The sequence below is a fragment of the Enterobacter sp. ENT02 genome (assembly GCF_019219165.1).
Classification (GTDB): domain Bacteria; phylum Pseudomonadota; class Gammaproteobacteria; order Enterobacterales; family Enterobacteriaceae; genus Enterobacter; species Enterobacter mori.
The window spans coordinates 246,398-269,025 of the sequence record NZ_JAHUWD010000003.1 but is presented as its reverse complement, the minus strand read 5'-3'; the positions used below and the strand labels follow the sequence as shown (position 1 = coordinate 269,025).

The window sequence follows — 22,628 nt, the reverse complement described above, 5'->3', positions numbered from 1 at the left end:
CTTTTAAAAGCGAAACGGATTTATGCTAAAACACTCAGCGCATCAACTTTCTCGCCTCACTGCTTTCATAAAGCATTCGCTGAGCGCCACGTTTTACTCAGCATTATTCGTATTGCCGGTATCCGCAGTTGAATTCAACACGGATATGATTGACGTTGAAGATCGAAGCAATATTGATATTTCCCAGTTTGAGAAAAAAGGCCACATCGTGCCGGGTAACTATCTCGTTCGCATTCAGGTCAATAAAAACACGTTACCGCAACCCGCGACAATGGAATGGATCGCAACGGATAACGACAGCGGCTCGCAAATTTGTCTCAACGCAGAGCAATTATCCGCTTTCGGATTGAGCGCCGACTTTATTTCAACACGCCATTTTTCTCAGGGCGGACGTTGCCTTGATCTTTCGGGTGTTCCAGAACTGGTTTTTTCACTCAATAAGGGCACGATGGTGCTGTCCGTCACCGTTCCTCAGGCATGGATGACGTATCAGGCGCAAAACTGGACGCCGCCTGAATTCTGGGATGATGGCATTGCGGGCGTGTTACTCGATTATAATCTCTATGCCAGCCAGTACGATCCGCACGGGGGCGACGACAGCCAGAATGTTAGCGCTTACGGCACGCTTGGGTTTAACCTCGGCGCATGGCGTCTGCGTTCAGATTATCAATACAATCAAAACTTCCGTAAGGGTGAGTCGACCGGCAGCGATAGCAGTCTGGCACGGACTTATCTGTACCGTCCTATTCCTTCGCTGTCATCAAAAATGACGCTCGGGCAATATGATTTAAGCTCAGATATATTTGATACCTTCCACTTTACCGGTGCGTCGTTGGAAAGTGACGAAAGCATGCTGCCACCCGATTTACAAGGCTATGCACCGCAAATTACCGGTATTGCGCAGACCAATGCCAAAGTGACCGTCACCCAGTCTGGCCGCGTCCTTTATCAAACAACCGTCGCGCCGGGTCCTTTCACGATTTCCGACCTGGGGGAAACCTACCAGGGGCAGTTGGACGTGACAGTTGAAGAGGAAGATGGGCGCAAAACTACCTTCCAGGTCGGTTCTTCCTCCATCCCCTTCCTGACCCGAAAAGGCCAGGTGCGTTATAAAACCTCCGTAGGTAAACCCACCGCAACGGGACATAACGACATCAATAACCCCCTTTTCTGGACAGGTGAACTCTCCTGGGGCTGGCTGAGCAATGTGTCACTGTATGGTGGCACCATGCTGACGGCAGATGACTATCAGGCTATGACTACCGGTATCGGCTTCAACCTGGATGAGCTCGGTTCGTTATCCTTTGATGTGACAGGTGCCGAGGCTACGTTGCATCAGGAAAACAATGATAAACAGCGAGGTTTCAGCTACCGCGTAAATTACGCTAAGCGCTTCGAAGCAACCGGTAGCCAGATTACCTTTGCCGGTTATCGATTCTCGGATAAAGAATATGTCTCAATGAGCGAGTATCTTGCCTCCCGCGACGGTGATACCTCAACGACAAACGAAAAAGAGAGTTATGTCATCTCCTTCAACCAGTACCTTGACTCTCTGGCATTAAATACTTATCTCAACGTCACTCGTAATACTTACTGGGATAACAGCAGTAATACGAACTACTCCTTTTCACTGAGCCGCAATTTTGATATTGGCGATTTCAGAGGGCTGTCCGCTTCGCTGGCGCTGAGCCGCGTGCGCTGGGATGACAGTGACGAAAATCAGATCTATTTTTCCTTCACCCTCCCGCTGGAGCAGAGCCGTAGCATTATGTACAGCTATCAGCGCTCAGGTGGCGACAGTGCGTCTCATATGGCTTCCTATTATGATTCATCCGATCGCAACAATACGTGGAATCTCTCTGCCTCTACGACAGAAGAGGATTTACGCGAAGGCGAACCGTCATTGCGTGGCGGATATCAGCACTATTCTCCTTACGGACGTCTCAACCTGTCAGGGAGCGTTCAACCTAATCACTATCGTTCAATCAGCGCTGGCTGGAATGGTTCGATCACGGCTACGCGACATGGTGTCGCCCTGCATGATTACAGCCCGGCAGATAATGCCCGGATGATGATTGATGCTGATGGTGTTTCAGGGATTGAGGTCAACAGTACGCGCACGCGCACTAACGCATTTGGTATTGCCGTTGTGCCCTCGCTCACCAACTACACCACTTCAACGGTGCGTGTAAACAGCAATACATTGCCTGATGGTGTGGATATAGAAAACTCCGTCATTCGAACCACGCTGACAGAAGGCGCCATAGGCTATAGCAAGCTCAACGCCACCAGCGGCTACCAAATTGTCGGCATCATTCGTCAGGAAAACGGACAGTTTCCGCCTTTGGGTGTCAGCGTCATCGACAGCGCCTCGGGCAAAGAAGTCGGGCTGGTCGCGGAAGAGGGGTTCGTGTATCTCAGTGGAATTCAGGAAGACAGTCTCTTACGCCTGAACTGGTCTGATAAAACATGCGAAATCACGCCACCAAATAAAAGTAACCTCAGCGGCGAGGCCATCTTATTACCTTGTAAAACAGTGCATTAATTCAGGATGAAACAATGAACATACCGTTAATTTCAAAAGGACTTTTCTGTCTTCTGGGCGCGTGCAGTTCTGCATACGCCACCGTGTCCCCAGACAGAACGCGCATCATTTTCAACGCCTCCGCGAAAAGCGTATCGGTCAGATTGACGAACCAGAGTAAAACCGCCCCCTATCTGGCTCAGTCGTGGATAGAGGATAAAGCGGGAAAGAAAACACGCGAGTTTATCTCCCCTATTCCGCCCCTGTTGCGTATTGAGCCTGACGAACAGGCGCAGGTGCGCCTGATGGCACAGCAAAAACTCAGCCAGCTTCCGGCCGATCGTGAGTCGCTGTTTTATTACAACATGCGGGAAATACCTCCCAAAGCCGAGCAGAAGAACGTGATGCAAATCGCCATGCAAAGTCGCCTAAAGTTGTTCTGGCGACCAAAAGCCATTGAGCTGAAAGAGGGGCAGTTTGTGCCACTGGATAAGGTGGTCGTATCCCGCGTCTCCGGCACCCTGCAGTTCAAAAACAGCAGCCCGTATTACATCACCGTCGGCTATATCGGCCTGAACGGGAAAACCTTATTGCCGGGTGCGGAGAGCGTCATGATAGAGCCGTTCGGTCAGGCCAGCCAACCACTGGCTAATCTGCCCGCTGATTTCCAAATTGGCTATATCGGCGATTATGGTGGCCTGGAAATGTTTAAGGTGAGCTGTAACGCGGTGCAGAGTACCTGCCAGAGCAAACCGGTGAATAAGGGATAATGATGAAAAAAATATACCTCGCGGCGATTGCCCTTTTATGTTTTTTCTCATCCTCCGCATGGGCAATGGACTGCTACAAAGATTCAAAGGGCGGCCAAAGTCTGGTCACAACGACGCTCCCGACGTTCACGGTACCTGCAAACGCCCCTACCGGACAAAAGATCTGGGAGAGCGGCGATTTGCTGGTGACGGTATATTGCGATCATGCCACCCGCGACAGTACAAAACCTGTCTCGCAGGATCCCTGGAGTGAAAATGTTTATGCCTATATCCTGGACAGTTTTCATAACACCGATAGCCTGATGACCAACAATCCTTATCTGGCATTTGGCGTAACCTATAATGGTGTTGACTATGACATACCCGATATCAAAATTGATACGGGAGCCTGCCTTGATAAGCAGGATGATAAGTGGGGCAACTATCAAGAAGCCGCCTGCAATGGCGTTACAATTCAGAAAAACATCACGTTTACCGTGCGCTTTCGTCTTTACGTCAAGCTAAAAGCGATACCAAAAGAGCAGTTTGACTATACGTTTCCCTCTGTCACCGTGCTAGCGTTTGACGGTTCTGGTGGGATCAACACGCTTTCGAACGCCAAAAACCTGCATTACGATATCGCCGGCCTCTCAAATATTCATTTCCTGGACTGCGGTGTGGATATTCGAATCTACCCTGAAAACCAGATCGTGGACTTTGGGCAGTTTACGGAGAGCGCGGTTAGCACCAGAGCGCTCACTTCACCGTTTAGCATATCGACAATCCGGGATGCGACTGCAGGCTGCTCAGAACAATTTGACGTAACGACCAGCTTTTATACTACCGATACGCTCTATGATGATACGCATCTGGACATGGGAAATGGTTTACTCATGCGCCTCATTGATAAAACCAACGGCGATGTGACCTACAACCAGTATCTTCCTTTTGCAACCTATCACCCAGATGATACGGAGAGCACCCTCACGCACGACTACACGGCTGAACTCACTCGCAAACCCGGGGAAGCCGTTGCTGTCGGGCCATTCAGCAAAGACATTATTGTAAAAGTTAACTACCAGTAGCCACACCAGCCAGAAACAAAAAAGCCGGGTTTCCCCGGCTTTTTCACATCAGCCATTTCAGCTGGCTTTGCGCTCGTGCGCCTGGCGATACTCAACCAGATCTTCAATCGTCACCACCGGCATGTTGTGCAGACGCGCAAAAGTGATGCACTCCGGCGCGCGCGCCATGGTGCCATCATCGTTGGTCAGTTCACACAGCACACCCGCAGGTTTGAAGCCTGCCAGGGTCACCAGGTCGATAGTCGCTTCGGTGTGACCGCCGCGGGTCAAAACGCCGCCCGCCTGCGCACGCAGTGGGAAGACGTGGCCTGGACGATGCAGATCGGATGGCTTCGCACCGTCTGCAATCGCTGCACGTACGGTGGTCAGACGGTCAGCCGCAGACACACCGGTGGTCACTCCATGCGCCGCTTCAATGGTCACGGTAAAACCGGTACCAAAGGCGCTGGTGTTGTTTTCGACCATCATCGGCAGCTCGAGCTGCTTACGACGATCTTCGGTAATACACAGGCATACGATGCCGCTGCCGTGACGGATGGTCAGCGCCATCTGTTCAACGGTCATGTTTTCGGCGGCGAAAATCATGTCGCCTTCGTTTTCACGGTTTTCATCGTCAAGCACCATCACACCGCGGCCTTCGCGCAGTGCATCCAGTGCATGTTCAACACGTTGAGTTGAAGTGCCAAAAGAGGAAAGTAGCGTCTGATTCATGGTAAAAAAACCTCATTAACATTATGGTTACCAGAATCAGGGCAGTCTTAGGAGCGCCGTATAAGCGGCAAAAAGATAACGTGAGCGGGCCCATGCCCGACTGGATCGTTACTCTCTCCCATCCGGACTCTAACCGTCGGCCCCGGAATTACACCGGATCTGCTGACCTTTGAGTATTCACCCAAAGCGCTCGCGGGCTTTCAGCGTTAAGCTGATTTACCGCCGGTGGGGAATTTCGCCCCGCCCTGAGAATAAGCGAGATAACTATAACGCTATTGATTAACCTGGGCAATGCATAAGCTTCAAACAAATCTGCTTTATCCTGGAGCATGACGCGCTACAATGTTCATCAACACCGTTTTATCAAGGGAAGCCACTATGATTGACCCGAAGAAAATTGAGCAAATTGCGCGTCAGGTTCACGAGTCCATGCCAAAAGGCATTCGTGAATTTGGTGATGACGTTGAGAAGAAAATCCGCCAGACGCTGCAGGCGCAGTTAGTTCGCCTTGATTTAGTGAGCCGCGAAGAATTCGACGTGCAGACGCAGGTTCTGCTGCGCACCCGCGAAAAGCTTGCGCTGCTGGAACAGCGTTTGACCGAGCTGGAAAACCGCAATACCCCGGAAGAAGTGAAGCCGGCACCGGCGATTCCGCCGGTGGACGATCAGGCGTAAGTGCGGCCTGATGCCCTCACCCCAGCCCTCTCCCTGTGGGAGAGGGTGAAAAAAAACGGGCCAAATGGCCCGTTTTTTTACTGACTGTCTTTCTGGATCTTCTTAATGATGTTGGTGGTTGAACACCCGTCCTCAAAGTTAAGCACCATCACTTCACCGCCGTTGGCCCAGACCTCTTCGCTCCCCGCGATTTGCTCAGGTTTGTAATCCCCGCCTTTCACCAGCAGATCTGGCAGAATACCTGCAATCAGGCGCTGCGGCGTGTCTTCTTCAAACGATACCACCCAGTCCACGGCTTCCAGCGCGCCGAGCACGATCATACGCTGCTCCAGCGGGTTCACCGGACGCGTTTCACCCTTCAGGCGTTTCGTCGACGCATCGCTGTTGACCGCCACAATCAGGCGATCGCCCAGCTTGCGTGCATTCGCCAGATACGAAACGTGGCCCGCGTGCAGGATGTCGAACACGCCGTTGGTCATCACCACTTTTTCACCACGCTTACGCGCCGCGGCAACGGCCACCTTCAACTCGTCTTCGCTCATGACGCCAAAACCGGTATCGGCACGACCGCGCACGGCGTTTTCCAGCTCGATAGGCGAAACGGTAGACGTCCCGAGCTTACCGACCACCACGCCCGCCGCCGCGTTCGCAAAGTAGCACGCTTCTTCGAGGGAATTACCCGCCGCCAGCGTCGCCGCCAGGACACCAATCACCGTATCACCGGCACCGGTTACGTCGTACACTTCTTGCGCCTGGGTTGGCATATGCAGCGGCGCTTTGCCCGGCTGCAGCAGCGTCATTCCCTGCTCGGAGCGGGTCACCAGCAGCGCGGACAGCTCGAAATCTGCAATGATCTTCATGCCGCGCTCAACCAGCTCTTCCTCGGTTTTGCACTTGCCCGCCACCGCCTCAAACTCGGAGAGGTTTGGCGTCAGCAGCGTCGCGCCGCGATAACGCTCAAAATCGGTTCCTTTCGGGTCGATCAGCACCGGCACGTTGGCTTTACGCGCCAGCTTAATCATCGTCTGTACGCTTGCCAGCGCACCTTTCGCATAGTCGGACAGCACCAGCGCGCCAATATTGTCCAGCGCCTGGTTGATACGCTCGTGCAGCGGCTCAGGATCGACGCCCTCAAAACCTTCTTCAAAGTCGAGGCGGATCAGCTGCTGGTTGCGCGACAGCACGCGCAACTTGGTGATGGTCGGGTGGGTCGGAACAGAAACGAAATCGCACTTCACGTTCACGTCCGCCAGCGACTTGCTCAGCGCGCGCGCCGCATCGTCGATGCCGGTCAGGCCCACCAGACGCGAATGCGCGCCCAAAGAGGCAATGTTCATCGCCACGTTTGCCGCGCCGCCGGGACGCTCTTCAATGGTGTCGACCTTAACCACCGGTACCGGTGCTTCCGGAGAGATGCGGCTGGTCGGGCCGTACCAGTAGCGATCCAGCATCACATCCCCAACAACCATTACCCCAGCACGTTCAAACTCTGGCAGTGTTACTTTCATTCCTGACTCCAGAAAGATTCACAATTTGCGCGCGATAATATCACACTTGATTTGTTACGCACGGTTCCACCAGCCACTTCTGCCAGCTGGCCGTTACCTGAGCGCGTTCAGCGATGAAACAGTCCAGCGCCACGTGCCCCGGCTGCTCCTGCAAGGCCAGGTGATGCAGCTCGTCGCGCAGCGTGGTGTAGGCGCGGGTTAAGGCCTGCGCCTCCTGCTCGTCCATAATGTCGTTTTGCGCCAATAGTTCCAGAATGCGCACGTTATCCGACCAGCGCGTCAGCTTCGGCTTGTCGTGCGCGTGCAGCAGCACCAGATACTGGGTAATAAACTCAATATCGGTAATCCCGCCCTCATCGGCTTTAATATCAAAGCGATCGCGATGCTTATTGCCTAAGTGCGCACGCATTTTCTCGCGCATTTCGCGCACTTCGGTCTGCAACGTACTGCCGTCACGCGGGGTGGTCATGACCTCCTTGCGGATGACGTCAAACTGCGTTTTTAACTGCGGATCGCCATACACCACGCGTGCGCGCACCAGCGCCTGATGCTCCCACGTCCAGGCTTCACTCTTCTGGTAATCGGCGAAGGACTCCGTCGAGGTGACCAGCATGCCCGCCGCGCCGGACGGGCGCAGACGGGCATCCACTTCATACAAAATGCCCGACGAGGTGCGGGTGCTGAACAGGTGCATGATGCGCTGCGCCAGACGCAGGTAGAACTGGCGCCCGTCAATTTCACGCTCGCCGTCGGTCATCACGTCAACCGGGCAATCGTGCAGGAAAATAAGATCGAGATCAGAACTGTATCCCAGCTCCCAGCCGCCAAGCTTGCCGTAGCCCACCACCGCGAAGCCGCGCCCCTCACGGTCGGCCAGGTGTTTCGGCTGGCCGTAGCGCGCCACCATCTGCACCCACGCCTGATGCACCACCGCGTCGATAATCGCTTCCGCAAGCCAGGTTAAGTGATCGCTCACTTTCATCACCGGCAGCGTTCCGGCGATATCCGCAGCCGCCACGCGCAGCATCTGCGCCTGCTTAAACTGGCGCAGCGCCTCAAGCTGTTGCTCTTCATCTTCTTCCGGCACGCGCAGCAGATACTGTCGCAGCTCGTCGCGGTAGGCATCCGTCGCCGTGGGCTGATACAGCGTGTTAGGGTCGAGCAGCTCATCCAGCAGCAGCGGGTAACGTGCCAGCTTGTTCGCCACCATCGGCGACGCGGCACAGAGGGAAATCAGATGCTTGAGCGCCCCCGGAAACTCGCTCAGGAGTTCCAGATAGGTGGTACGCGTGATAATCCCGCTCAGCAGCGGCATCATGCGCGACAGCGGCACCGGCGCGTCCGCCCGCGAGCAGACCTCGCTCAGCAGGTGCGGCATCAGGTGATCCAGCACCTGACGACCGCGCGGGCCAATGGCGCGTTTGTTCAGTTCGAGACGGAAATCCGCGATTAGCGCCACCACGCGGTGACGGGCATCGTCACTCAGGTGCGCCAGCACGGGGGTCGTGTCATCTTCCTGAAGCGCGTCCTGCCACAGCTCGCGCCAGTGCTCGGAAAGCGCATCGTCCTGCGACTCACTTTCGTCATCACCAATCAGGTCGTTAAAGATGCGGCGCACGCCTGCCATATGGGCGTCCAGCCGTTCGGTCAGCGTCGACCAGTCTTCCACGCGCATGCCCCAGGCCAGACGCGCCCGGTTCAGGTCGTCGCCCGGCAGAGTCTGGGTCTGTTCGTCGTTGATGCTTTGCAGCAGATTTTCCAGACGGCGCAGGAACAGATAGGCCTCGCGCAGGGTTTTCGCGTCGCCTTCCGGCAGCAGGTGCAGCTGCTCGATGGCGCTCAGCGTCGGCAACAGCGAGCGGGACTGGAGCGATGGCTCGCGCCCGCCGCGAATAAGCTGGAAGACCTGCACGATAAATTCAATTTCGCGAATGCCACCCGCGCCGAGCTTGATGTTGTCCTTCAGACCGCGACGGCGCACCTCACGGGCGATCATCCCTTTCATATTACGCAGGGACTGGATCACGCTGAAGTCGATATAGCGACGGAACACGAACGGACGCAGCATGGCGCGCAGCTCGTTGGCGTAAGCGTCGTCGCTGTCGCCCATGATCCGCGCTTTGACCATCGCATAGCGCTCCCAGTCGCGCCCCTGCTCCTGGTAGTAATCTTCCAGCGCGGCAAAGCTCAGCACCAGCGGGCCGCTGTCGCCAAACGGACGCAAACGCATGTCCACGCGGTAGACAAAACCGTCCTGCGTGGGCTGATCCAGCGCCTTAATCAGACGCTGGCCGAGGCGGGTAAAGAACTGGGCATTGTCCAGTTCGCGACGGCCGCCGCGCGTGGAGCCGTTCTCGGGCCAGGCAAAAATCAGGTCGATATCGGAGGAGAAGTTCAGCTCGCAGCCGCCGAGCTTGCCCATTCCCAGAATCAACAGCGGCTGAGGAACCCCTTCCTCGCTGCACGGCGTGCCCCACTCTTTACAGCAGGCGGCGTAGAGCCAGTCGCGCGCGGCGACAATCAGCGTTTGCGCCAGCTCGCTTAGCTGCTGCAAGGTGCTCTCTTCGCTTACCAGCCCCAGCGACTGCGCCCAGGCGATACGCACCATGACCCGACGTCGGAACTGGCGCAGCACGCGCATCAGCGTCGCTTCATCCGCTACGTCTTCGAGTGTGGTTTGCAGCCAGCCAGCATAATGCCGCCACTCGTCCGCCTGTGGCGGTGCGTTCTCAAGCTCTGCCAGCCAGTCCGGGTTGGCGGCGATACTTTCCTGCACAAAATCACTGAAGGCGAGCACGCTCTTTGCCTGCTCGCTTAACGATGAGGCCGGTAATGACTCGGGCAGACGTTCACAAACGGTCTGCCACTGCTGCTGTAATTGCGAAGAAAGCGGCATTATTGGGGTTCCTTGCCAGAGTTAACGTTTTCCGCTGTGCAGCCAGAACGGCTCCTGCGAAATGGCCTCGTTACGGAAATGCTCAATCTCAATATGCTGGCGGGTTTCAATGGCGTGTTTCAGCCCCTGCCAGTTTTCCAGCCAGGTCTGCGCCTTCACGCCGTCATAGGCACCGGACAGCAGCACCATGCTGTCGATATTACGCGAAAGGCGGGGAAGCTGATCACCATACTGATCGCCCAGCGGATAGGCAAACGTGGTCTTCAGTTCAGCGGCATGGCGGGAAAGATGAATATCCGCGAAACGTTTGAAGTTTTCCGCGATTTTGGTTTGCGCTTTTGCATCCAGGAAAGTACGCCAGCCTCGCGTCACCAGAAACTCGGTCAGCGCCAGTTTTGCCGTGGCGGTTTGCGGGCTGTAGATCGCCGTTTGCGCGGATACGTCCGAGAGCATCAGCGCTTCGGTTTGCGTCAGCAGATCGCGTAAGTGAGCACTTGCTTTGCGAGGAACGATACCGCCGAACAACGCAAGGGTATGACGCACCAGGGCAATAGCCGCCAGCACGTGGGATTTCGCGTTTTTCACATTACGCACCCACAGCTCTTCGTGGTACTGCCACTGGGAAAGCGCCAGCTCCAGCGCGGCTTCCAGACCCTGTTCAACGCTGGCTTTCGGCGCAACGTGCAAAATGGTCGTCTCTTTCAGCACGCGCGGCGCATTCCCCGCCGCCAGGTGGTAGCCGCGCGCGGCTTTGCTCAGGCTTCCCTGACGCAGTCCAGACTGGTTCACCAGCTTGCGCGCCAGCTTCAGCACGTCGTTGGCGTCACCTTCCAGCAGTTCAAGTTCCAGTTCGCAAATCGGTTCCTGGAACTCCCCCGCCTTCACCTCGCCCAGATCGAGGGCGATTTCAATGCGGCTTTTGCCTTCCGTCACCAGCCATTTCTCGCGCCAGAAATCGGTGCTGAACAGCGGCTGTACTTCTGCGGATAAGGTTGCCGGGAGTTTGCCTTCCGGCCAGACCTCAGCCGGAAAACGTTCAAGCTCAAGTTCTGGCTTACTGATGTCGATATTGTATTCCGGGCGCTGGTGCAAACCGCCCACCACGCGACCGGCAATTTTCATCGTCATCTCGTAGCGCCCGCTCGCGCCACGGATGCGCAGGCCCATATCGTGACGACGCAGCCAGTTATCCGGCGTTTCGTAATAGATATTAAGCAGTTGTACCGGTTCATGGTGTTCGCCTGAAAGCGTGTGCAGATGCTGACGAAGTGCGTCAACGCTGTCTTTTTCGACGATAAACTTTAATTCGATTTCTTGTGCCATAGCCTTGTACTTTTGCCTGCGTCACAGACGCGTCGATGAAGGCGAACTTCCTCGCCATTTGTTTGTCAGTACATAGTATTTTGCGCCAAATTACCACGCAATGAGCAATTTGACGGGCGTAAAAGTTTGAAGAGGTGGAAATCACGACACAGATGATTCCGATTGATGACGAATCCTTTGCGTAGAGACACTGATACCACTACTATCGTTCCACTATTTATGAAAATAACGACTGATATGCTTAAATTACGCCTGATTGGACTTACTTTACTCGCTTTTAGCGCCGCAACCGCGGTCCACGCTGAAGAGAAGCGTTACGTTTCTGATGAACTGAACACCTGGGTACGCAGTGGCCCTGGGGACAATTATCGCCTCGTGGGCACGGTAAATGCCGGCGAGGAAGTAGTTCTGTTACAAACCAATGCAGACACCAACTACGGTCAGGTACGCGACAGCTCCGGTCGCACCTCCTGGATCCCGCTGAAAGAGCTGAGCAACGTGCCAAGCCTGCGCACCCGCGTGCCGGACCTGGAAAACCAGGTGAAAACCCTGACCGATAAGCTGACCAACATCGATAACACCTGGAACCAGCGCACGGCAGAAATGCAGCAGAAAGTGGCCCAGAGCGATGGTGTGATCAACGGTTTGAAGGAAGAGAACCAGAAGCTGAAAAACGAGCTGATTGTCGCGCAGAAGAAAGTGAATGCCGCCAACCTGCAGCTTGATGATAAACAGCGCACCATCATCATGCAGTGGTTCATGTATGGCGGCGGCGTGCTGGGCGTCGGTCTGGTACTGGGTCTGGTGCTGCCAATGCTGATCCCAAGCCGTAAGCGCAAAGACCGCTGGATGAACTAACTCGTCTTCTCTGCCACACTTACGTATTATCTTGCGAAAAGAGAAAACGGGAGCGTTGGTGTGAAGAGTTATCTGGTCGGTGGTGCGGTACGTGATGCGTTGTTAGGTCTGCCGGTCAAAGATAAAGACTGGGTGGTGGTGGGTGCCACCCCCGAAGAGATGCTCGACGCGGGCTACCAGCAGGTAGGCCGCGATTTTCCCGTTTTTCTTCATCCTAAAAGCCGTGAAGAGTACGCCCTGGCGCGTACCGAACGAAAATCCGGCTCTGGCTATACCGGTTTTACCTGCTACGCCGCCCCGGATGTGACGCTGGAGCAGGATCTGCTGCGCCGCGATCTCACCATCAACGCCCTTGCGCAGGACGAGCACGGCCAGATCATTGATGCCTACGGCGGTCAGGACGATCTGCGCGACCGTCTTTTACGTCACGTTTCCCCGGCTTTTTCTGAAGATCCGCTCCGCGTGCTGCGCGTAGCGCGTTTCGCCGCGCGTTATGCGCATCTCAGTTTCCGTATCGCTGATGAAACCATGGCGCTGATGACCGCGATGACCGAAGCGGGCGAACTGGAACACCTGACGCCAGAACGCGTCTGGAAAGAGACGGAAAACGCCCTCACGACCCGCAACCCGCAGGTCTTTTTCCAGGTGCTGCGCGACTGTGGCGCGCTGAAAGTGCTTTTCCCGGAAATCGACGCGCTGTTTGGCGTCCCCGCCCCGGCGAAATGGCACCCGGAAATTGATACCGGTATTCATACCCTGATGACGCTCAGCATGGCCGCCATGCTCAGCCCGGACGTGGACGTGCGTTTTTCCACTCTGTGCCACGATCTCGGCAAAGGGTTAACGCCGAAGGAGTTCTGGCCGCGCCATCACGGACACGGTCCGGCAGGCGTGAAGCTGGTCGACGGCATTTGCCAGCGGCTGCGCGTGCCGAATGAGATCCGCGACCTGGCAAAACTGGTGGCAGAGTTCCACGATCTCATCCATACCTTCCCGATCCTGAAACCGGCCACCATCGTTAAGCTGTTCGATAATATCGACGCCTGGCGTAAACCCCAGCGCGTGGAGCAGATCGCCCTGACCAGCGAAGCCGACGTGCGCGGTCGCACCGGGTTTGAGTCATGCGATTACCCACAGGGCCGTTTGCTGCGCGAAGCCTGGGATGTGGCGAAAGCCGTACCCACGAAAGATGTTGTTGAAGCAGGATTCAAAGGACCGGAAATTCGGGAGGAGTTGACGAAACGCAGGACAGAAGCCGTTGCGGCATGGAAGGAAAAGCGTTGCCCTCAGCCAAAAGACTGAGGGCCGTTGGTCATCAGAAGAAGACCACGTACACCGCAGCCGCGACGATAAAGCGGTAGATCGCGAACGGAATGAACGAGATACGCTTGATCAACTGCAGGAAGGTTTTGATGGCGATCAGCGCCACGATGAAGGCGGTGATGAAGCCCACGGCGAACATCGGAATGTCGCCAGCCGTCAGGAAGTGATAGCTCTTATAGACGTCGAGTACGGTGGCGCCCATCATCATCGGCACCGCCAGCAGGAATGAAAATTCCGACGCGGCATAACGGCTCACACCCATCAGCATGCCACCAGAAATGGTCGCCCCTGAGCGCGAGAAGCCCGGCCACAGCGCCAGACACTGGAAGCAACCAATGATAAACGCCTGACGGTAGGTCATATCATCCAGACCTTCCGCACGCGGGGTTTTAGGTTTCAGCACTTCTGCTGCAATCAGCAGGAAACCGCCAACCACCAGCGCATACATCACGTTAATCGGGTTAAACAGCGATTTGATGGTGTCGTGGAATACCAGCCCCAGCACGACCGCAGGGACCATGCCGAGCAGAATGTGAATCAGCGTCAGACGGCCCTTGCCTTCCCCTTCACGCTGCGGCAAACGTCCAAAGTGAATGCCGATCAGGCCAAACAGACGACGCCAGAACATCACCACAACCGCCAGAATAGAACCCAGCTGAATCACCACTTCGAACGTCTTTGCGGTATCGCCCTCAAAGCCCAGCAGGTGGCCGACGATAATCATATGGCCCGTACTGGAAACCGGCAAAAACTCCGTCAATCCTTCGACCACACCCAGTATTGCCGCCACCAGCAGCGAGTGCATATCGCTCATCTATAAACCCCTAAAAAGATATAAAAAAACGGTGTCCCACATGGACAACCGTGAAAGATACAGCTTTATGACCGGTATAACCTAAAATGGTTTAGCGATTATGACGTTAAATCTTTGCTTTCAGATTATTGCCACGCTCGATAATCACGCCCACGTTGGCAGCGCGCGCTACCGCCCCCGGTTTGCTTAACTTGATGCGTACCCATGGCGAGTTAAATTTGGTCAGCAGTAGCTCCGCCACCTCTTCCGCCACGCGTTCCACCAGCGCAAAACGCTGCCCTTCCACGTGCCCCACGACCGCGTCACTGATGTCGGCATAGCTCAGACAGTCCTTCACGTCGTCGCTTTTTGCCGACGCGCGGTTATCCCAGCCCATTTCGATATCGAACACCAATTTCTGCTCGATGGTCTGTTCCCAGTCGTAAACACCAATAGTGGTGATTACCGAAAGTTGCTCTATAAATACAATATCCATCACGACCTGCCTGCTTTTTGGCTAAACCGGATACCACTTCCGGCGAATTATGCGTATTATCCACAGATGCTGAGAATACAGATACATTTTCAAAACGGAACAGCGTTATGAGTGCAATCGCGCCTGGAATGATTATCCTCGCCTACCTTTGCGGCTCAATCTCCAGCGCCATTCTGGTCTGCCGCATCGCCGGGTTGCCTGACCCACGCGAAAGTGGTTCCGGGAATCCGGGGGCGACCAATGTACTACGAATTGGCGGCAAGGGAGCAGCCGTAGCGGTTTTGATTTTTGATGTTCTGAAAGGGATGCTACCCGTCTGGGGCGCGTATGCGCTGGGCGTCACGCCGTTCTGGCTCGGTCTAATCGCCATCGCCGCCTGCGTCGGCCATATCTGGCCCGTTTTCTTTGGTTTTAAAGGCGGAAAAGGCGTTGCGACGGCCTTCGGTGCGATTGCACCTATCGGCTGGGATCTCACTGGCGTAATGGCCGGGACCTGGCTGCTCACCATTCTTCTGAGCGGCTACTCGTCGCTGGGCGCGATCGTCAGCGCGCTGATTGCCCCGTTCTACGTCTGGTGGTTTAAACCCCAGTTCACCTTCCCGGTGTCGATGCTCTCCTGCCTGATCCTGCTGCGCCATCACGACAATATTCAGCGCCTGTGGCGTCGTCAGGAAACCAAGATCTGGACGAAGCTCAAGCGTAAGAAGAAAGACGCTAAATAAAGCGTTCGTTATGCCTTATAACCAAATGTGATTTTGGTCACCTTCTGCCTGTGGTAACTGTTAGAGACACAACACAACCACACAAAAAGAAAAATGGCAGAAATCACAGATACAACTCCCCTTTCAACGGCAGGAAGCACCCCGGATGGCGACATCAAGTGGGTGCGCAGCGCATCGGACGTTTCACGTCTGGTTAACGACGGCTCCCAGGGCCGGGCCAACGCCCGTATCGTGGTCGGTATCGCGCTGGGCGGTATTTTCCTCGACGCCTACGATCTCGGCGCGCTGGCCTTTGGCATCAAGGACATTACCCGCGAATTCAATTTAACCCCTGCTGGCACCGGCATGGTGGCATCGGCCATTACCTTTGGTGCCATCGTCGGGGCACTGCTCGGCGGCTATCTCACGGATAAAATCGGGCGCTACCGCGTGTTTATGGCCGATATGGTCTTCTTCGTCGTCGCCGCTATCGCCTGTGCGCTGGCTCCGAACGAATATGTGCTGGCGGGCGCGCGCTTTGTGATGGGGCTCGGCGTGGGGATCGACCTTCCCGTGGCGATGGCGTTTCTCAGCGAGTTCGCCAGACTGAAAGGTCCGGGAAACAAAGCTTCCAGCGTCGCGATGTGGTGCCCTACCTGGTATGCGGCCATAAGCATCTCCTACCTGTTGGTGCTCTTCTTCTACGCCGTGCTGCCGGAAAGCCACAGCGACTGGCTCTGGCGCCTGATCCTTGGCTTTGGCGCGGTGCCCGCGCTGGTGATTATCGCCATTCGCAGTCGTTACATGAGCGAGTCTCCGGTCTGGGCGGCGAATCAAGGCAACCTGAAAGAGGCGGCATCCATTTTGCGGCAGTCGTACAACATCAACGCCCACGTGCCGCAGGATGCCCTTGACCAGCCCGCGCCGGTGGTTAACAAGGCGAAATGGTCGAACTACCTCAACCTGTTCCGGGGCATTTATCTGCGGCGTACCACCCTCGCCACGCTGCTGTCGGTGGTCTCCTCGTTTGCCTATAACGCCGTGGCCTTTGGCCTGCCGGTGATTATTTCAAGCTTCTTCGTACAGTCGATGCTCACCACCATTTTGATCTCGCTGGTGCTGAACCTGCTGTTTGCGTTTGTTGGCGGATTACTGGCGGTGCGCTATGTTCCACGCTTCGGCGCGTGGCGGATGTCGCTCGCGGGCTATGCCTGCCAACTTGTGGCGCTGCTCGGGCTGGCGCTGATAGGCCGACCGGAAGGTGCCTCTGAAGGGGTGCTTGCTGTTTCGATGCTGGCGCTATTCCTGTTCGGTCAGGGCTTTGGCCCGGGTGCGCATACCATGACGTTTGCGTCATTGAGCTACCCGACCTCGCTGCGCGGCGTGGGCGTGGGTCTCAACCAGACGCTGATGCGCAGCAGCTCGACGCTGTCGCTATTCCTGTTCCCGCTGCTGGTTGCTTCGCTGGATACCGCCGTGTTCTGGGTGATTGCGCTGGCACCGTTTATCGGCCTGGCGTCTCTGCTGGCGATCCGCTGGGAGCCGTCCGGGTATGATGTGGATGCGGAGGATTATCGGTAACGACAGGTCACTTCGGTGGGTTCCTCCCACCGAAGGGCGCTTATAAATCGTCCAGCAGAGTTCGGGAGAGTTTTTTTAGCATCTCAAGCTCATCATCATTCATCCGCATGCTGCAACGAATCTGGTCCGGCAGCGCCATCACCTGTTTTTTCAGTGCATTAGCTTTTTCTGTCAGAACGACATTTTTCATCCTTTCATCCCCCACAACCGCGATACGGTTGAGAAATCCTTTTGCCTCAAGCTTTTGTACAAGCGGGGTCAATGTGCCTGAATCAAAAAACGTCTTATCGCTGAGATCGCGAAGTGGGATGTTGTCTCTCTCATAAAGCGCCATCAAAACAACGAATTGCGGATAGGTCAGATCCATCTCCTGCAGTAAGGGGCGATACTGGCGAACGAACGCATTGGTAACCGAGTAGAGCGAGAAGCAAAGTAAATCATCTAGCGTTTTGTTTTCTTTCATTTTTCTATCAACCCCGAATCTGTTGTCTAAAAAAATTATAAATAACGTTTGACTAAAAGTATCTTGCGCGCAAGTATTATATCAACAATTAAGTAGCGCACTACTTAGTTATCTTATCCCATCAAACACGTTTAAAGAGGTATCGTCATGAAAACATTAACCGCCATCCTGGTTTCTTCCGTCTTCGCGTCAGCCGCGGCATCCGCTCAAACCACCAATACCCCTACCCCGACCGCAGGCGTACAGGCATTTCTCAATGTTTTGAATTCTGGCAAGGGTAAACCAATGGAACAGATGACCCCTCAGGAAGCCCGCCAGGTACTGATCGGCGCGCAGCAAGGCGCAAAACTGCCGCCCGCTCAGGTTTCTGAAAAAACGATCCAGGTTAATGGCCAGGCGATCAAACTGAAAATAGTGAAACCTGAAAACACCAGCGGCACGCTCCCGGCATTTATGTTCTTCCACGGCGGCGGCTGGGTGCTGGGTGATTTCCCAACCCACGAACGCTTGATCCGCGATCTCGTTCGCGCGTCGGGTGCCGCAGCGGTTTACGTTGATTACACGCCGTCACCTGAGGCCCATTTCCCGGTAGCCATTAATCAGGCCTATGAAGCGACAAAATGGGTAGCCGGTCACGGTCAGGAAATTGGTGTGGACGGTAGCCGTCTGGGTCTGGTCGGTAACAGCGTGGGCGGCAATATGGTGGCTTCCGTGGCGCTGCAGGCAAAACAATTTAATGGGCCAAAAATTCGCTACAACGTCATGCTCTGGCCTGTGACCGATGCGAATTTTGATACTGCCTCGTATAACCAGTTCGAGAACGGCTATTTCCTGTCGAAAAACATGATGAAATGGTTCTGGGACAACTACACCACCAACGCAGCCGATCGCAACAATATCCTTGCCTCTCCGCTTCGCGCCAGCGCCGCGCAGTTGAAAGGCTTCCCGGAGACGCTGATTCAGACAGCAGAGTTGGACGTTCTGCGGGATGAAGGTGAGGCATTCGGGCGTAAACTGGATGCGGCTGGCGTCCCGGTGACCGTCACGCGCTATAACGGCATGATCCACGATTACGGCCTGCTCAATCCACTGAGCGAAGAGCCTACGGTCAAGGTTGCCCTGGAGCAGGCTGGCGCAGCGCTGCATGAGCACCTGAAATAACAGCATCGCGATGTTTGTCAGACAGCACGCCTCCCGGGCGTGCTTTTTTGTTTCGTCTTAACCGCCATCCATAAGCGACTCATATGACAGCCTTCATTTCCGCCAGGGCATACTGAAACGACCCCGATGATGAGCAGATGGATGCAGCATGTTAGCAGCTCAGGTCACTGATAATTCATACAAAGGCTGGCAGGCATCGCTTGCCCTGCAGTTTTGTCACACCCCTGAGAAAACTCTCCTGTACTCCGCTCATCACGTCGGGCCGCTTACCGTCCAGCGTCCGTTTTACCCCGAAGGGGAAACCTGCCACCTTTATCTGCTTCACCCGCCCGGCGGGATTGTGGGCGGCGATACGCTGGACATTTCCGTTCGACTGAACGCCAAAAGCCATGCGCTTATCACCATGCCCGGCGCCAGCAAGTTCTATCGCAGCAGCGGGCCGCAGGCCCGTCTAAGTCAGCACTTTTATCTCGATGAAGACGCCACCCTGGAATGGCTGCCGCAGGACACCATTATTTTTCCCGGTGCGAATGCAGCACTGCGCTCGGTCTTCCACCTGAAGGCCTCCAGCACGCTGCTGACGTGGGAGCTGTACTGCCTGGGCCGCCCGGTGATAAACGAAACCTTCAGCCACGGCACGCTGGAGAGCCGTCTTGAGGTGTGGGTAGATGACGAGCCCCGCCTGATTGAGCGCCAGCATCTTAGCGACGGCGATCTCACGCCCGTCGCCGGACATCCGTGGCTCGGCACGCTGCTGTTCTATCCGGCTGTCGATGATCACCTCGACGCGGTGCGCGAGCGGCTTGCGCCACTGGAAAATTATGCCGGGGCAACGCTCACTGATGGCCTGCTGTCGGTGCGTTTTCTCTCCCACGACAACCTGATTTGCCAGCGGGTGATGCGCGATATCTGGCAGTCGCTTCGCCCGCTCCTCACCACCAAAAACGCCTGTTCGCCGCGTATCTGGCAGACATAAGAGAAACATTATGGAACTGACCCCCAGAGAAAAAGACAAGCTGTTGCTGTTTACCGCCGCGCTGGTTGCCGAACGCCGCCTTGCGCGCGGGGTAAAGCTCAACTACCCGGAATCGGTCGCGCTGATCAGCGCCTTCATTATGGAAGGCGCGCGCGATGGCGAAACCGTCGCCTCGCTGATGGAGGCGGGCCGCCACGTCCTGAGGCGCGACCAGGTAATGGAAGGCGTCCCGGAGATGATCCCGGATATTCAGGTGGAAGCCACCTTCCCGGACGGCTCCAAGCTCGTCACCGTCCACAATCCAATCGTCTAAGGAGCGCGTGATGATCCCAGGCGAATATCAGATCAAACCGGGCAATATCAGCTTTAACGTCGGGCGAGAAACTCAAAGCGTGGTTGTCGAAAACCACGGCGACAGGCCGATCCAGGTCGGATCGCACTACCACTTTTACGAGGTCAATCCGGCGCTGAAATTCGATCGGGAAGCCACCAGGGGCTATCGACTGAACATCCCGGCGGGCACCGCCGTACGCTTCGAGCCCGGCCAGAAGCGGGAAGTGACGCTGGTGCAGGTCTCGGGTGCGCAGCGAATTTTCGGTTTTCGCGGTGACGTGATGGGAGAGGTGAAACATGGCTGAGATTTCACGCCGGGCGTATGCCGATATGTTCGGCCCCACCACGGGGGATAAAGTGCGGCTGGCCGATAGCGAGCTGTGGATCGAAGTCGAAGACGATCTCACGATCTATGGCGAAGAAGTCAAATTCGGCGGCGGGAAGGTGATCCGCGACGGCATGGGCCAGGGGCAGATGACCGCTGACGCCTGCGTGGATCTGGTTCTCACCAACGCGCTGATCGTCGATCACTGGGGGATCGTGAAAGCCGATATCGGCGTCAAGGACGGGCGGATCTTCGCCGTAGGCAAAGCCGGGAACCCGGACATTCAGCCCGGCGTGACGATCCCGATTGGTGCGGCAACGGAAGTGATTGCCGCCGAGGGGAAGATCGTCACCGCTGGCGGGATCGACACCCACATCCACTGGATCTGCCCGCAGCAGGCGGAAGAGGCGCTGGTTTCCGGCGTCACCACCATGATCGGTGGCGGCACCGGACCGGCGGCGGGCACCAACGCCACCACCTGCACGCCAGGACCGTGGTATATCGCCCGCATGCTGCAGGCTGCCGATACGCTGCCGGTGAATATCGGCCTGCTCGGCAAAGGTAACGGCTCCAACCCGAACGCCCTGCGCGAGCAGATTGCCGCCGGTGCTATCGGGCTGAAAATTCACGAAGACTGGGGCGCGACGCCTGCGGCGATCAACTCCTCGCTGGAGGTCGCTGACGAGATGGATATTCAGGTGGCGTTGCACAGCGACACGCTGAACGAATCCGGTTTTGTCGAAGACACGCTGGCGGCCATCGGCGGGCGAACCATCCACACTTTCCACACCGAAGGGGCGGGCGGCGGCCACGCGCCGGATATTATCACCGCCTGCGCGCACCCGAATATTCTGCCCTCCTCCACCAATCCGACGCTGCCCTACACGGTCAATACCATCGACGAGCATCTCGACATGCTGATGGTCTGCCACCACCTTGACCCGGATATCGCCGAGGACGTGGCGTTTGCCGAGTCGCGCATTCGTCGTGAAACCATCGCCGCAGAAGACGTGCTGCACGACATCGGCGCATTCTCGCTCACCTCGTCAGATTCGCAGGCCATGGGCCGCGTCGGGGAAGTGATTATCCGCACCTGGCAGGTGGCGCACCGCATGAAAGTCCAGCGCGGCGCGCTGCCGGAAGAGACCGGAGAGAACGACAACTTCCGCGTGAAGCGCTACGTCGCCAAATACACCATTAACCCGGCGCTCACCCACGGCATTGCCCACGAAGTCGGTTCGATTGAGGCGGGCAAGCTGGCGGATCTGGTGGTCTGGTCCCCGGCGTTCTTCGGCGTCAAGCCCGCCACCATCGTCAAGGGCGGGATGATTGCCTGCGCGCCGATGGGCGATATCAACGCCTCGATCCCCACGCCGCAGCCGGTGCATTACCGCCCGATGTTTGGATCGCTGGGTGCCGCGCGCCACGCCACCCGGCTGACGTTTATCTCGCAGGCCGCCAGTGCGAACGGCATCCCGCAGCAGCTCAACCTGCAGAGCGCTACCGCGGTGGTGAAAGGCTGCCGGACGGTGAAAAAGGCGGACATGATCCACAACGGCCTGCAGCCGAATATCACCGTCGACTCACAAACCTACGAGGTGCGCGTCGACGGTGAACTGATAACCAGCGAACCGGCTGACATTCTGCCGATGGCGCAACGCTATTTCCTGTTTTGAGGAGTGATGATGATCTATTTAACCCAACGCCTGGACCATGCGCACCCGATTACCGCCAGCGTCACGCTGCCGATTGACGTACGGGTGAAAAGCCGCGCCCGCGTATCGCTGAACGACGGCCGCGAAGCCGGACTGATGCTGCCGCGCGGCCTGCTGCTGCGCGGGGGCGACCTGCTGACTACCGACGACGGTATCGAGGTCGTCGAGGTGATCGCCGCCCCGGAGTCGGTTTCCGTGGTGCGCTGCGCCGATCCGTTCCTGCTCGCCCGCGCCTGCTACCACCTGGGCAACCGCCACGTGCCGCTGCAGATCATGCCCGGCGAGCTGCGCTATCACCACGACCACGTTCTCGACGACATGCTGCGCCAGTTCGGGCTGGAAGTGGCCTACGCCAGCCTGCCGTTTGAACCGGAAGCGGGCGCTTACACCAGCGATGCCCACAGCCACTCTCACGCTCATTCACATTAAGGA

General features: G+C 56.4%; 21 protein-coding genes and 1 riboswitch. Of the genes, 14 read left to right on the top strand and 7 right to left on the bottom strand.

What is annotated here, in order from left to right:
- Window positions 1-22: 22 nt before the first annotated feature.
- Genes KW829_RS12265 through KW829_RS12255 form a run of 3 tightly spaced genes read left to right on the top strand, consistent with a single transcriptional unit; the run spans window position 23 to window position 4,358 of the window.
- A complete protein-coding gene (locus KW829_RS12265) occupies window positions 23-2,545 on the top strand; it encodes a fimbria/pilus outer membrane usher protein (protein ID WP_218308311.1) in 2,523 nt (840 codons plus the stop codon).
- Between the two features lie 14 nt (window positions 2,546-2,559).
- The gene (locus KW829_RS12260; RefSeq protein WP_218308310.1) at window positions 2,560-3,294 is read left to right on the top strand and encodes a molecular chaperone; all 735 of its coding nucleotides are present in this window, start codon (window positions 2,560-2,562) and stop codon (window positions 3,292-3,294) included.
- 2 nt (window positions 3,295-3,296) lie between these two features.
- A complete protein-coding gene (locus KW829_RS12255; protein WP_371317574.1) occupies window positions 3,297-4,358 on the top strand; it encodes a pilus assembly protein in 1,062 nt (353 codons plus the stop codon).
- 57 nt (window positions 4,359-4,415) lie between these two features.
- Here the strand turns inward: KW829_RS12255 and ribB are convergent, their stop codons facing one another.
- Entirely contained in the window at window positions 4,416-5,069 is a 654-nt protein-coding gene (gene ribB / locus KW829_RS12250; protein ID WP_010435670.1) for a 3,4-dihydroxy-2-butanone-4-phosphate synthase, read from the bottom strand.
- Window positions 5,070-5,175: 106 nt separating this feature from the next.
- A riboswitch (FMN riboswitch) is annotated at window positions 5,176-5,326 on the bottom strand.
- A gap of 121 nt (window positions 5,327-5,447) precedes the next feature.
- On the opposite strand from ribB, the gene ubiK reads away from it, so the two are divergent.
- On the top strand, window positions 5,448-5,744 hold the full coding sequence (ubiK, locus tag KW829_RS12245; protein WP_013098757.1) for a ubiquinone biosynthesis accessory factor UbiK: 297 nt from the start codon (window positions 5,448-5,450) through the stop codon (window positions 5,742-5,744).
- 77 nt (window positions 5,745-5,821) lie between these two features.
- Here the strand turns inward: ubiK and hldE are convergent, their stop codons facing one another.
- From hldE to KW829_RS12230, 3 genes are read right to left on the bottom strand one after another with little or no spacing between them, the layout of a single operon-like run.
- Window positions 5,822-7,252 carry a bifunctional D-glycero-beta-D-manno-heptose-7-phosphate kinase/D-glycero-beta-D-manno-heptose 1-phosphate adenylyltransferase HldE gene (hldE, locus tag KW829_RS12240; RefSeq protein WP_010435676.1) on the bottom strand — a complete coding sequence of 477 codons (1,431 nt, stop codon included), beginning with the start codon at window positions 7,250-7,252 and terminating at the stop codon, window positions 5,822-5,824.
- A gap of 40 nt (window positions 7,253-7,292) precedes the next feature.
- Complete coding sequence (gene glnE / locus KW829_RS12235) at window positions 7,293-10,148, bottom strand: bifunctional [glutamate--ammonia ligase]-adenylyl-L-tyrosine phosphorylase/[glutamate--ammonia-ligase] adenylyltransferase (RefSeq protein WP_218308308.1); 2,856 nt, start codon at window positions 10,146-10,148, stop codon at window positions 7,293-7,295.
- Between the two features lie 21 nt (window positions 10,149-10,169).
- Entirely contained in the window at window positions 10,170-11,471 is a 1,302-nt protein-coding gene (locus KW829_RS12230; protein WP_218308307.1) for an inorganic triphosphatase, read from the bottom strand.
- Window positions 11,472-11,708: 237 nt separating this feature from the next.
- On the opposite strand from KW829_RS12230, the gene KW829_RS12225 reads away from it, so the two are divergent.
- Both KW829_RS12225 and KW829_RS12220 read left to right on the top strand, forming a co-directional pair.
- On the top strand, window positions 11,709-12,329 hold the full coding sequence (locus tag KW829_RS12225) for a TIGR04211 family SH3 domain-containing protein (RefSeq protein ID WP_010435686.1): 621 nt from the start codon (window positions 11,709-11,711) through the stop codon (window positions 12,327-12,329).
- A gap of 60 nt (window positions 12,330-12,389) precedes the next feature.
- Window positions 12,390-13,631 (top strand): multifunctional CCA addition/repair protein, encoded by a 1,242-nt coding sequence (locus tag KW829_RS12220; RefSeq protein ID WP_172701222.1) that lies wholly within the window; start codon window positions 12,390-12,392, stop codon window positions 13,629-13,631.
- 13 nt (window positions 13,632-13,644) lie between these two features.
- On the opposite strand, the gene bacA is transcribed toward KW829_RS12220, so the two are convergent.
- Both bacA and folB read right to left on the bottom strand, forming a co-directional pair.
- Window positions 13,645-14,466, bottom strand: a complete 822-nt coding sequence (gene bacA, locus KW829_RS12215; protein WP_010435693.1) for an undecaprenyl-diphosphate phosphatase — start codon at window positions 14,464-14,466, stop codon at window positions 13,645-13,647.
- Between the two features lie 106 nt (window positions 14,467-14,572).
- The gene (folB, locus tag KW829_RS12210; protein WP_108416206.1) at window positions 14,573-14,941 is read right to left on the bottom strand and encodes a bifunctional dihydroneopterin aldolase/7,8-dihydroneopterin epimerase; all 369 of its coding nucleotides are present in this window, start codon (window positions 14,939-14,941) and stop codon (window positions 14,573-14,575) included.
- 107 nt (window positions 14,942-15,048) lie between these two features.
- Here folB and plsY point away from each other — a divergent pair, with 107 nt between their 5' ends.
- Window positions 15,049-15,663 carry a glycerol-3-phosphate 1-O-acyltransferase PlsY gene (gene plsY, locus KW829_RS12205; RefSeq protein ID WP_010435699.1) on the top strand — a complete coding sequence of 205 codons (615 nt, stop codon included), beginning with the start codon at window positions 15,049-15,051 and terminating at the stop codon, window positions 15,661-15,663.
- Between the two features lie 93 nt (window positions 15,664-15,756).
- Window positions 15,757-17,223 carry an MFS transporter gene (locus KW829_RS12200; protein WP_172701223.1) on the top strand — a complete coding sequence of 489 codons (1,467 nt, stop codon included), beginning with the start codon at window positions 15,757-15,759 and terminating at the stop codon, window positions 17,221-17,223.
- Window positions 17,224-17,263: 40 nt separating this feature from the next.
- Here the strand turns inward: KW829_RS12200 and KW829_RS12195 are convergent, their stop codons facing one another.
- Window positions 17,264-17,686 carry a MarR family winged helix-turn-helix transcriptional regulator gene (locus KW829_RS12195; protein ID WP_172701224.1) on the bottom strand — a complete coding sequence of 141 codons (423 nt, stop codon included), beginning with the start codon at window positions 17,684-17,686 and terminating at the stop codon, window positions 17,264-17,266.
- A gap of 147 nt (window positions 17,687-17,833) precedes the next feature.
- Between KW829_RS12195 and KW829_RS12190 the strand changes: the two genes are divergently transcribed.
- From KW829_RS12190 to ureE, 6 genes are all read left to right on the top strand, one after another.
- Window positions 17,834-18,847, top strand: coding sequence for an alpha/beta hydrolase (locus KW829_RS12190; protein WP_218308306.1), 1,014 nt, complete (start codon window positions 17,834-17,836; stop codon window positions 18,845-18,847).
- A gap of 148 nt (window positions 18,848-18,995) precedes the next feature.
- Window positions 18,996-19,823 (top strand): urease accessory protein UreD, encoded by an 828-nt coding sequence (locus KW829_RS12185; RefSeq protein WP_218308305.1) that lies wholly within the window; start codon window positions 18,996-18,998, stop codon window positions 19,821-19,823.
- 10 nt (window positions 19,824-19,833) lie between these two features.
- Complete coding sequence (locus tag KW829_RS12180) at window positions 19,834-20,136, top strand: urease subunit gamma (RefSeq protein WP_006811999.1); 303 nt, start codon at window positions 19,834-19,836, stop codon at window positions 20,134-20,136.
- A gap of 10 nt (window positions 20,137-20,146) precedes the next feature.
- Window positions 20,147-20,461 (top strand): urease subunit beta, encoded by a 315-nt coding sequence (locus KW829_RS12175; RefSeq protein WP_010435720.1) that lies wholly within the window; start codon window positions 20,147-20,149, stop codon window positions 20,459-20,461.
- Window positions 20,454-22,157: an urease subunit alpha gene (gene ureC, locus KW829_RS12170; protein WP_218308304.1), complete on the top strand. Its 1,704-nt coding sequence runs from the start codon at window positions 20,454-20,456 to the stop codon at window positions 22,155-22,157. The genes KW829_RS12175 and ureC overlap by 8 nt, the downstream gene beginning before the upstream one ends.
- 9 nt (window positions 22,158-22,166) lie before the next feature.
- Window positions 22,167-22,625, top strand: coding sequence for an urease accessory protein UreE (gene ureE, locus KW829_RS12165; RefSeq protein ID WP_218308479.1), 459 nt, complete (start codon window positions 22,167-22,169; stop codon window positions 22,623-22,625).
- Window positions 22,626-22,628 lie beyond the last annotated feature (3 nt).

Coding starts and splice junctions, on each gene's coding strand:
- folB (WP_108416206.1), bottom strand. CDS start 14,941: ATGGATATTGTATTTATAGAGCAACTTTCGGTAATCACCACTATTGGT.
- ureE (WP_218308479.1), top strand. CDS start 22,167: ATGATCTATTTAACCCAACGCCTGGACCATGCGCACCCGATTACCGCC.
- KW829_RS12195 (WP_172701224.1), bottom strand. CDS start 17,686: ATGAAAGAAAACAAAACGCTAGATGATTTACTTTGCTTCTCGCTCTAC.
- KW829_RS12175 (WP_010435720.1), top strand. CDS start 20,147: ATGATCCCAGGCGAATATCAGATCAAACCGGGCAATATCAGCTTTAAC.
- ribB (WP_010435670.1), bottom strand. CDS start 5,069: ATGAATCAGACGCTACTTTCCTCTTTTGGCACTTCAACTCAACGTGTT.
- KW829_RS12200 (WP_172701223.1), top strand. CDS start 15,757: ATGGCAGAAATCACAGATACAACTCCCCTTTCAACGGCAGGAAGCACC.
- ureC (WP_218308304.1), top strand. CDS start 20,454: ATGGCTGAGATTTCACGCCGGGCGTATGCCGATATGTTCGGCCCCACC.
- KW829_RS12260 (WP_218308310.1), top strand. CDS start 2,560: ATGAACATACCGTTAATTTCAAAAGGACTTTTCTGTCTTCTGGGCGCG.
- KW829_RS12230 (WP_218308307.1), bottom strand. CDS start 11,471: ATGGCACAAGAAATCGAATTAAAGTTTATCGTCGAAAAAGACAGCGTT.
- KW829_RS12265 (WP_218308311.1), top strand. CDS start 23: ATGCTAAAACACTCAGCGCATCAACTTTCTCGCCTCACTGCTTTCATA.
- plsY (WP_010435699.1), top strand. CDS start 15,049: ATGAGTGCAATCGCGCCTGGAATGATTATCCTCGCCTACCTTTGCGGC.
- KW829_RS12190 (WP_218308306.1), top strand. CDS start 17,834: ATGAAAACATTAACCGCCATCCTGGTTTCTTCCGTCTTCGCGTCAGCC.
- hldE (WP_010435676.1), bottom strand. CDS start 7,252: ATGAAAGTAACACTGCCAGAGTTTGAACGTGCTGGGGTAATGGTTGTT.
- bacA (WP_010435693.1), bottom strand. CDS start 14,466: ATGAGCGATATGCACTCGCTGCTGGTGGCGGCAATACTGGGTGTGGTC.
- KW829_RS12225 (WP_010435686.1), top strand. CDS start 11,709: ATGCTTAAATTACGCCTGATTGGACTTACTTTACTCGCTTTTAGCGCC.
- KW829_RS12180 (WP_006811999.1), top strand. CDS start 19,834: ATGGAACTGACCCCCAGAGAAAAAGACAAGCTGTTGCTGTTTACCGCC.
- KW829_RS12185 (WP_218308305.1), top strand. CDS start 18,996: ATGTTAGCAGCTCAGGTCACTGATAATTCATACAAAGGCTGGCAGGCA.
- ubiK (WP_013098757.1), top strand. CDS start 5,448: ATGATTGACCCGAAGAAAATTGAGCAAATTGCGCGTCAGGTTCACGAG.
- KW829_RS12255 (WP_371317574.1), top strand. CDS start 3,297: ATGAAAAAAATATACCTCGCGGCGATTGCCCTTTTATGTTTTTTCTCA.
- glnE (WP_218308308.1), bottom strand. CDS start 10,148: ATGCCGCTTTCTTCGCAATTACAGCAGCAGTGGCAGACCGTTTGTGAA.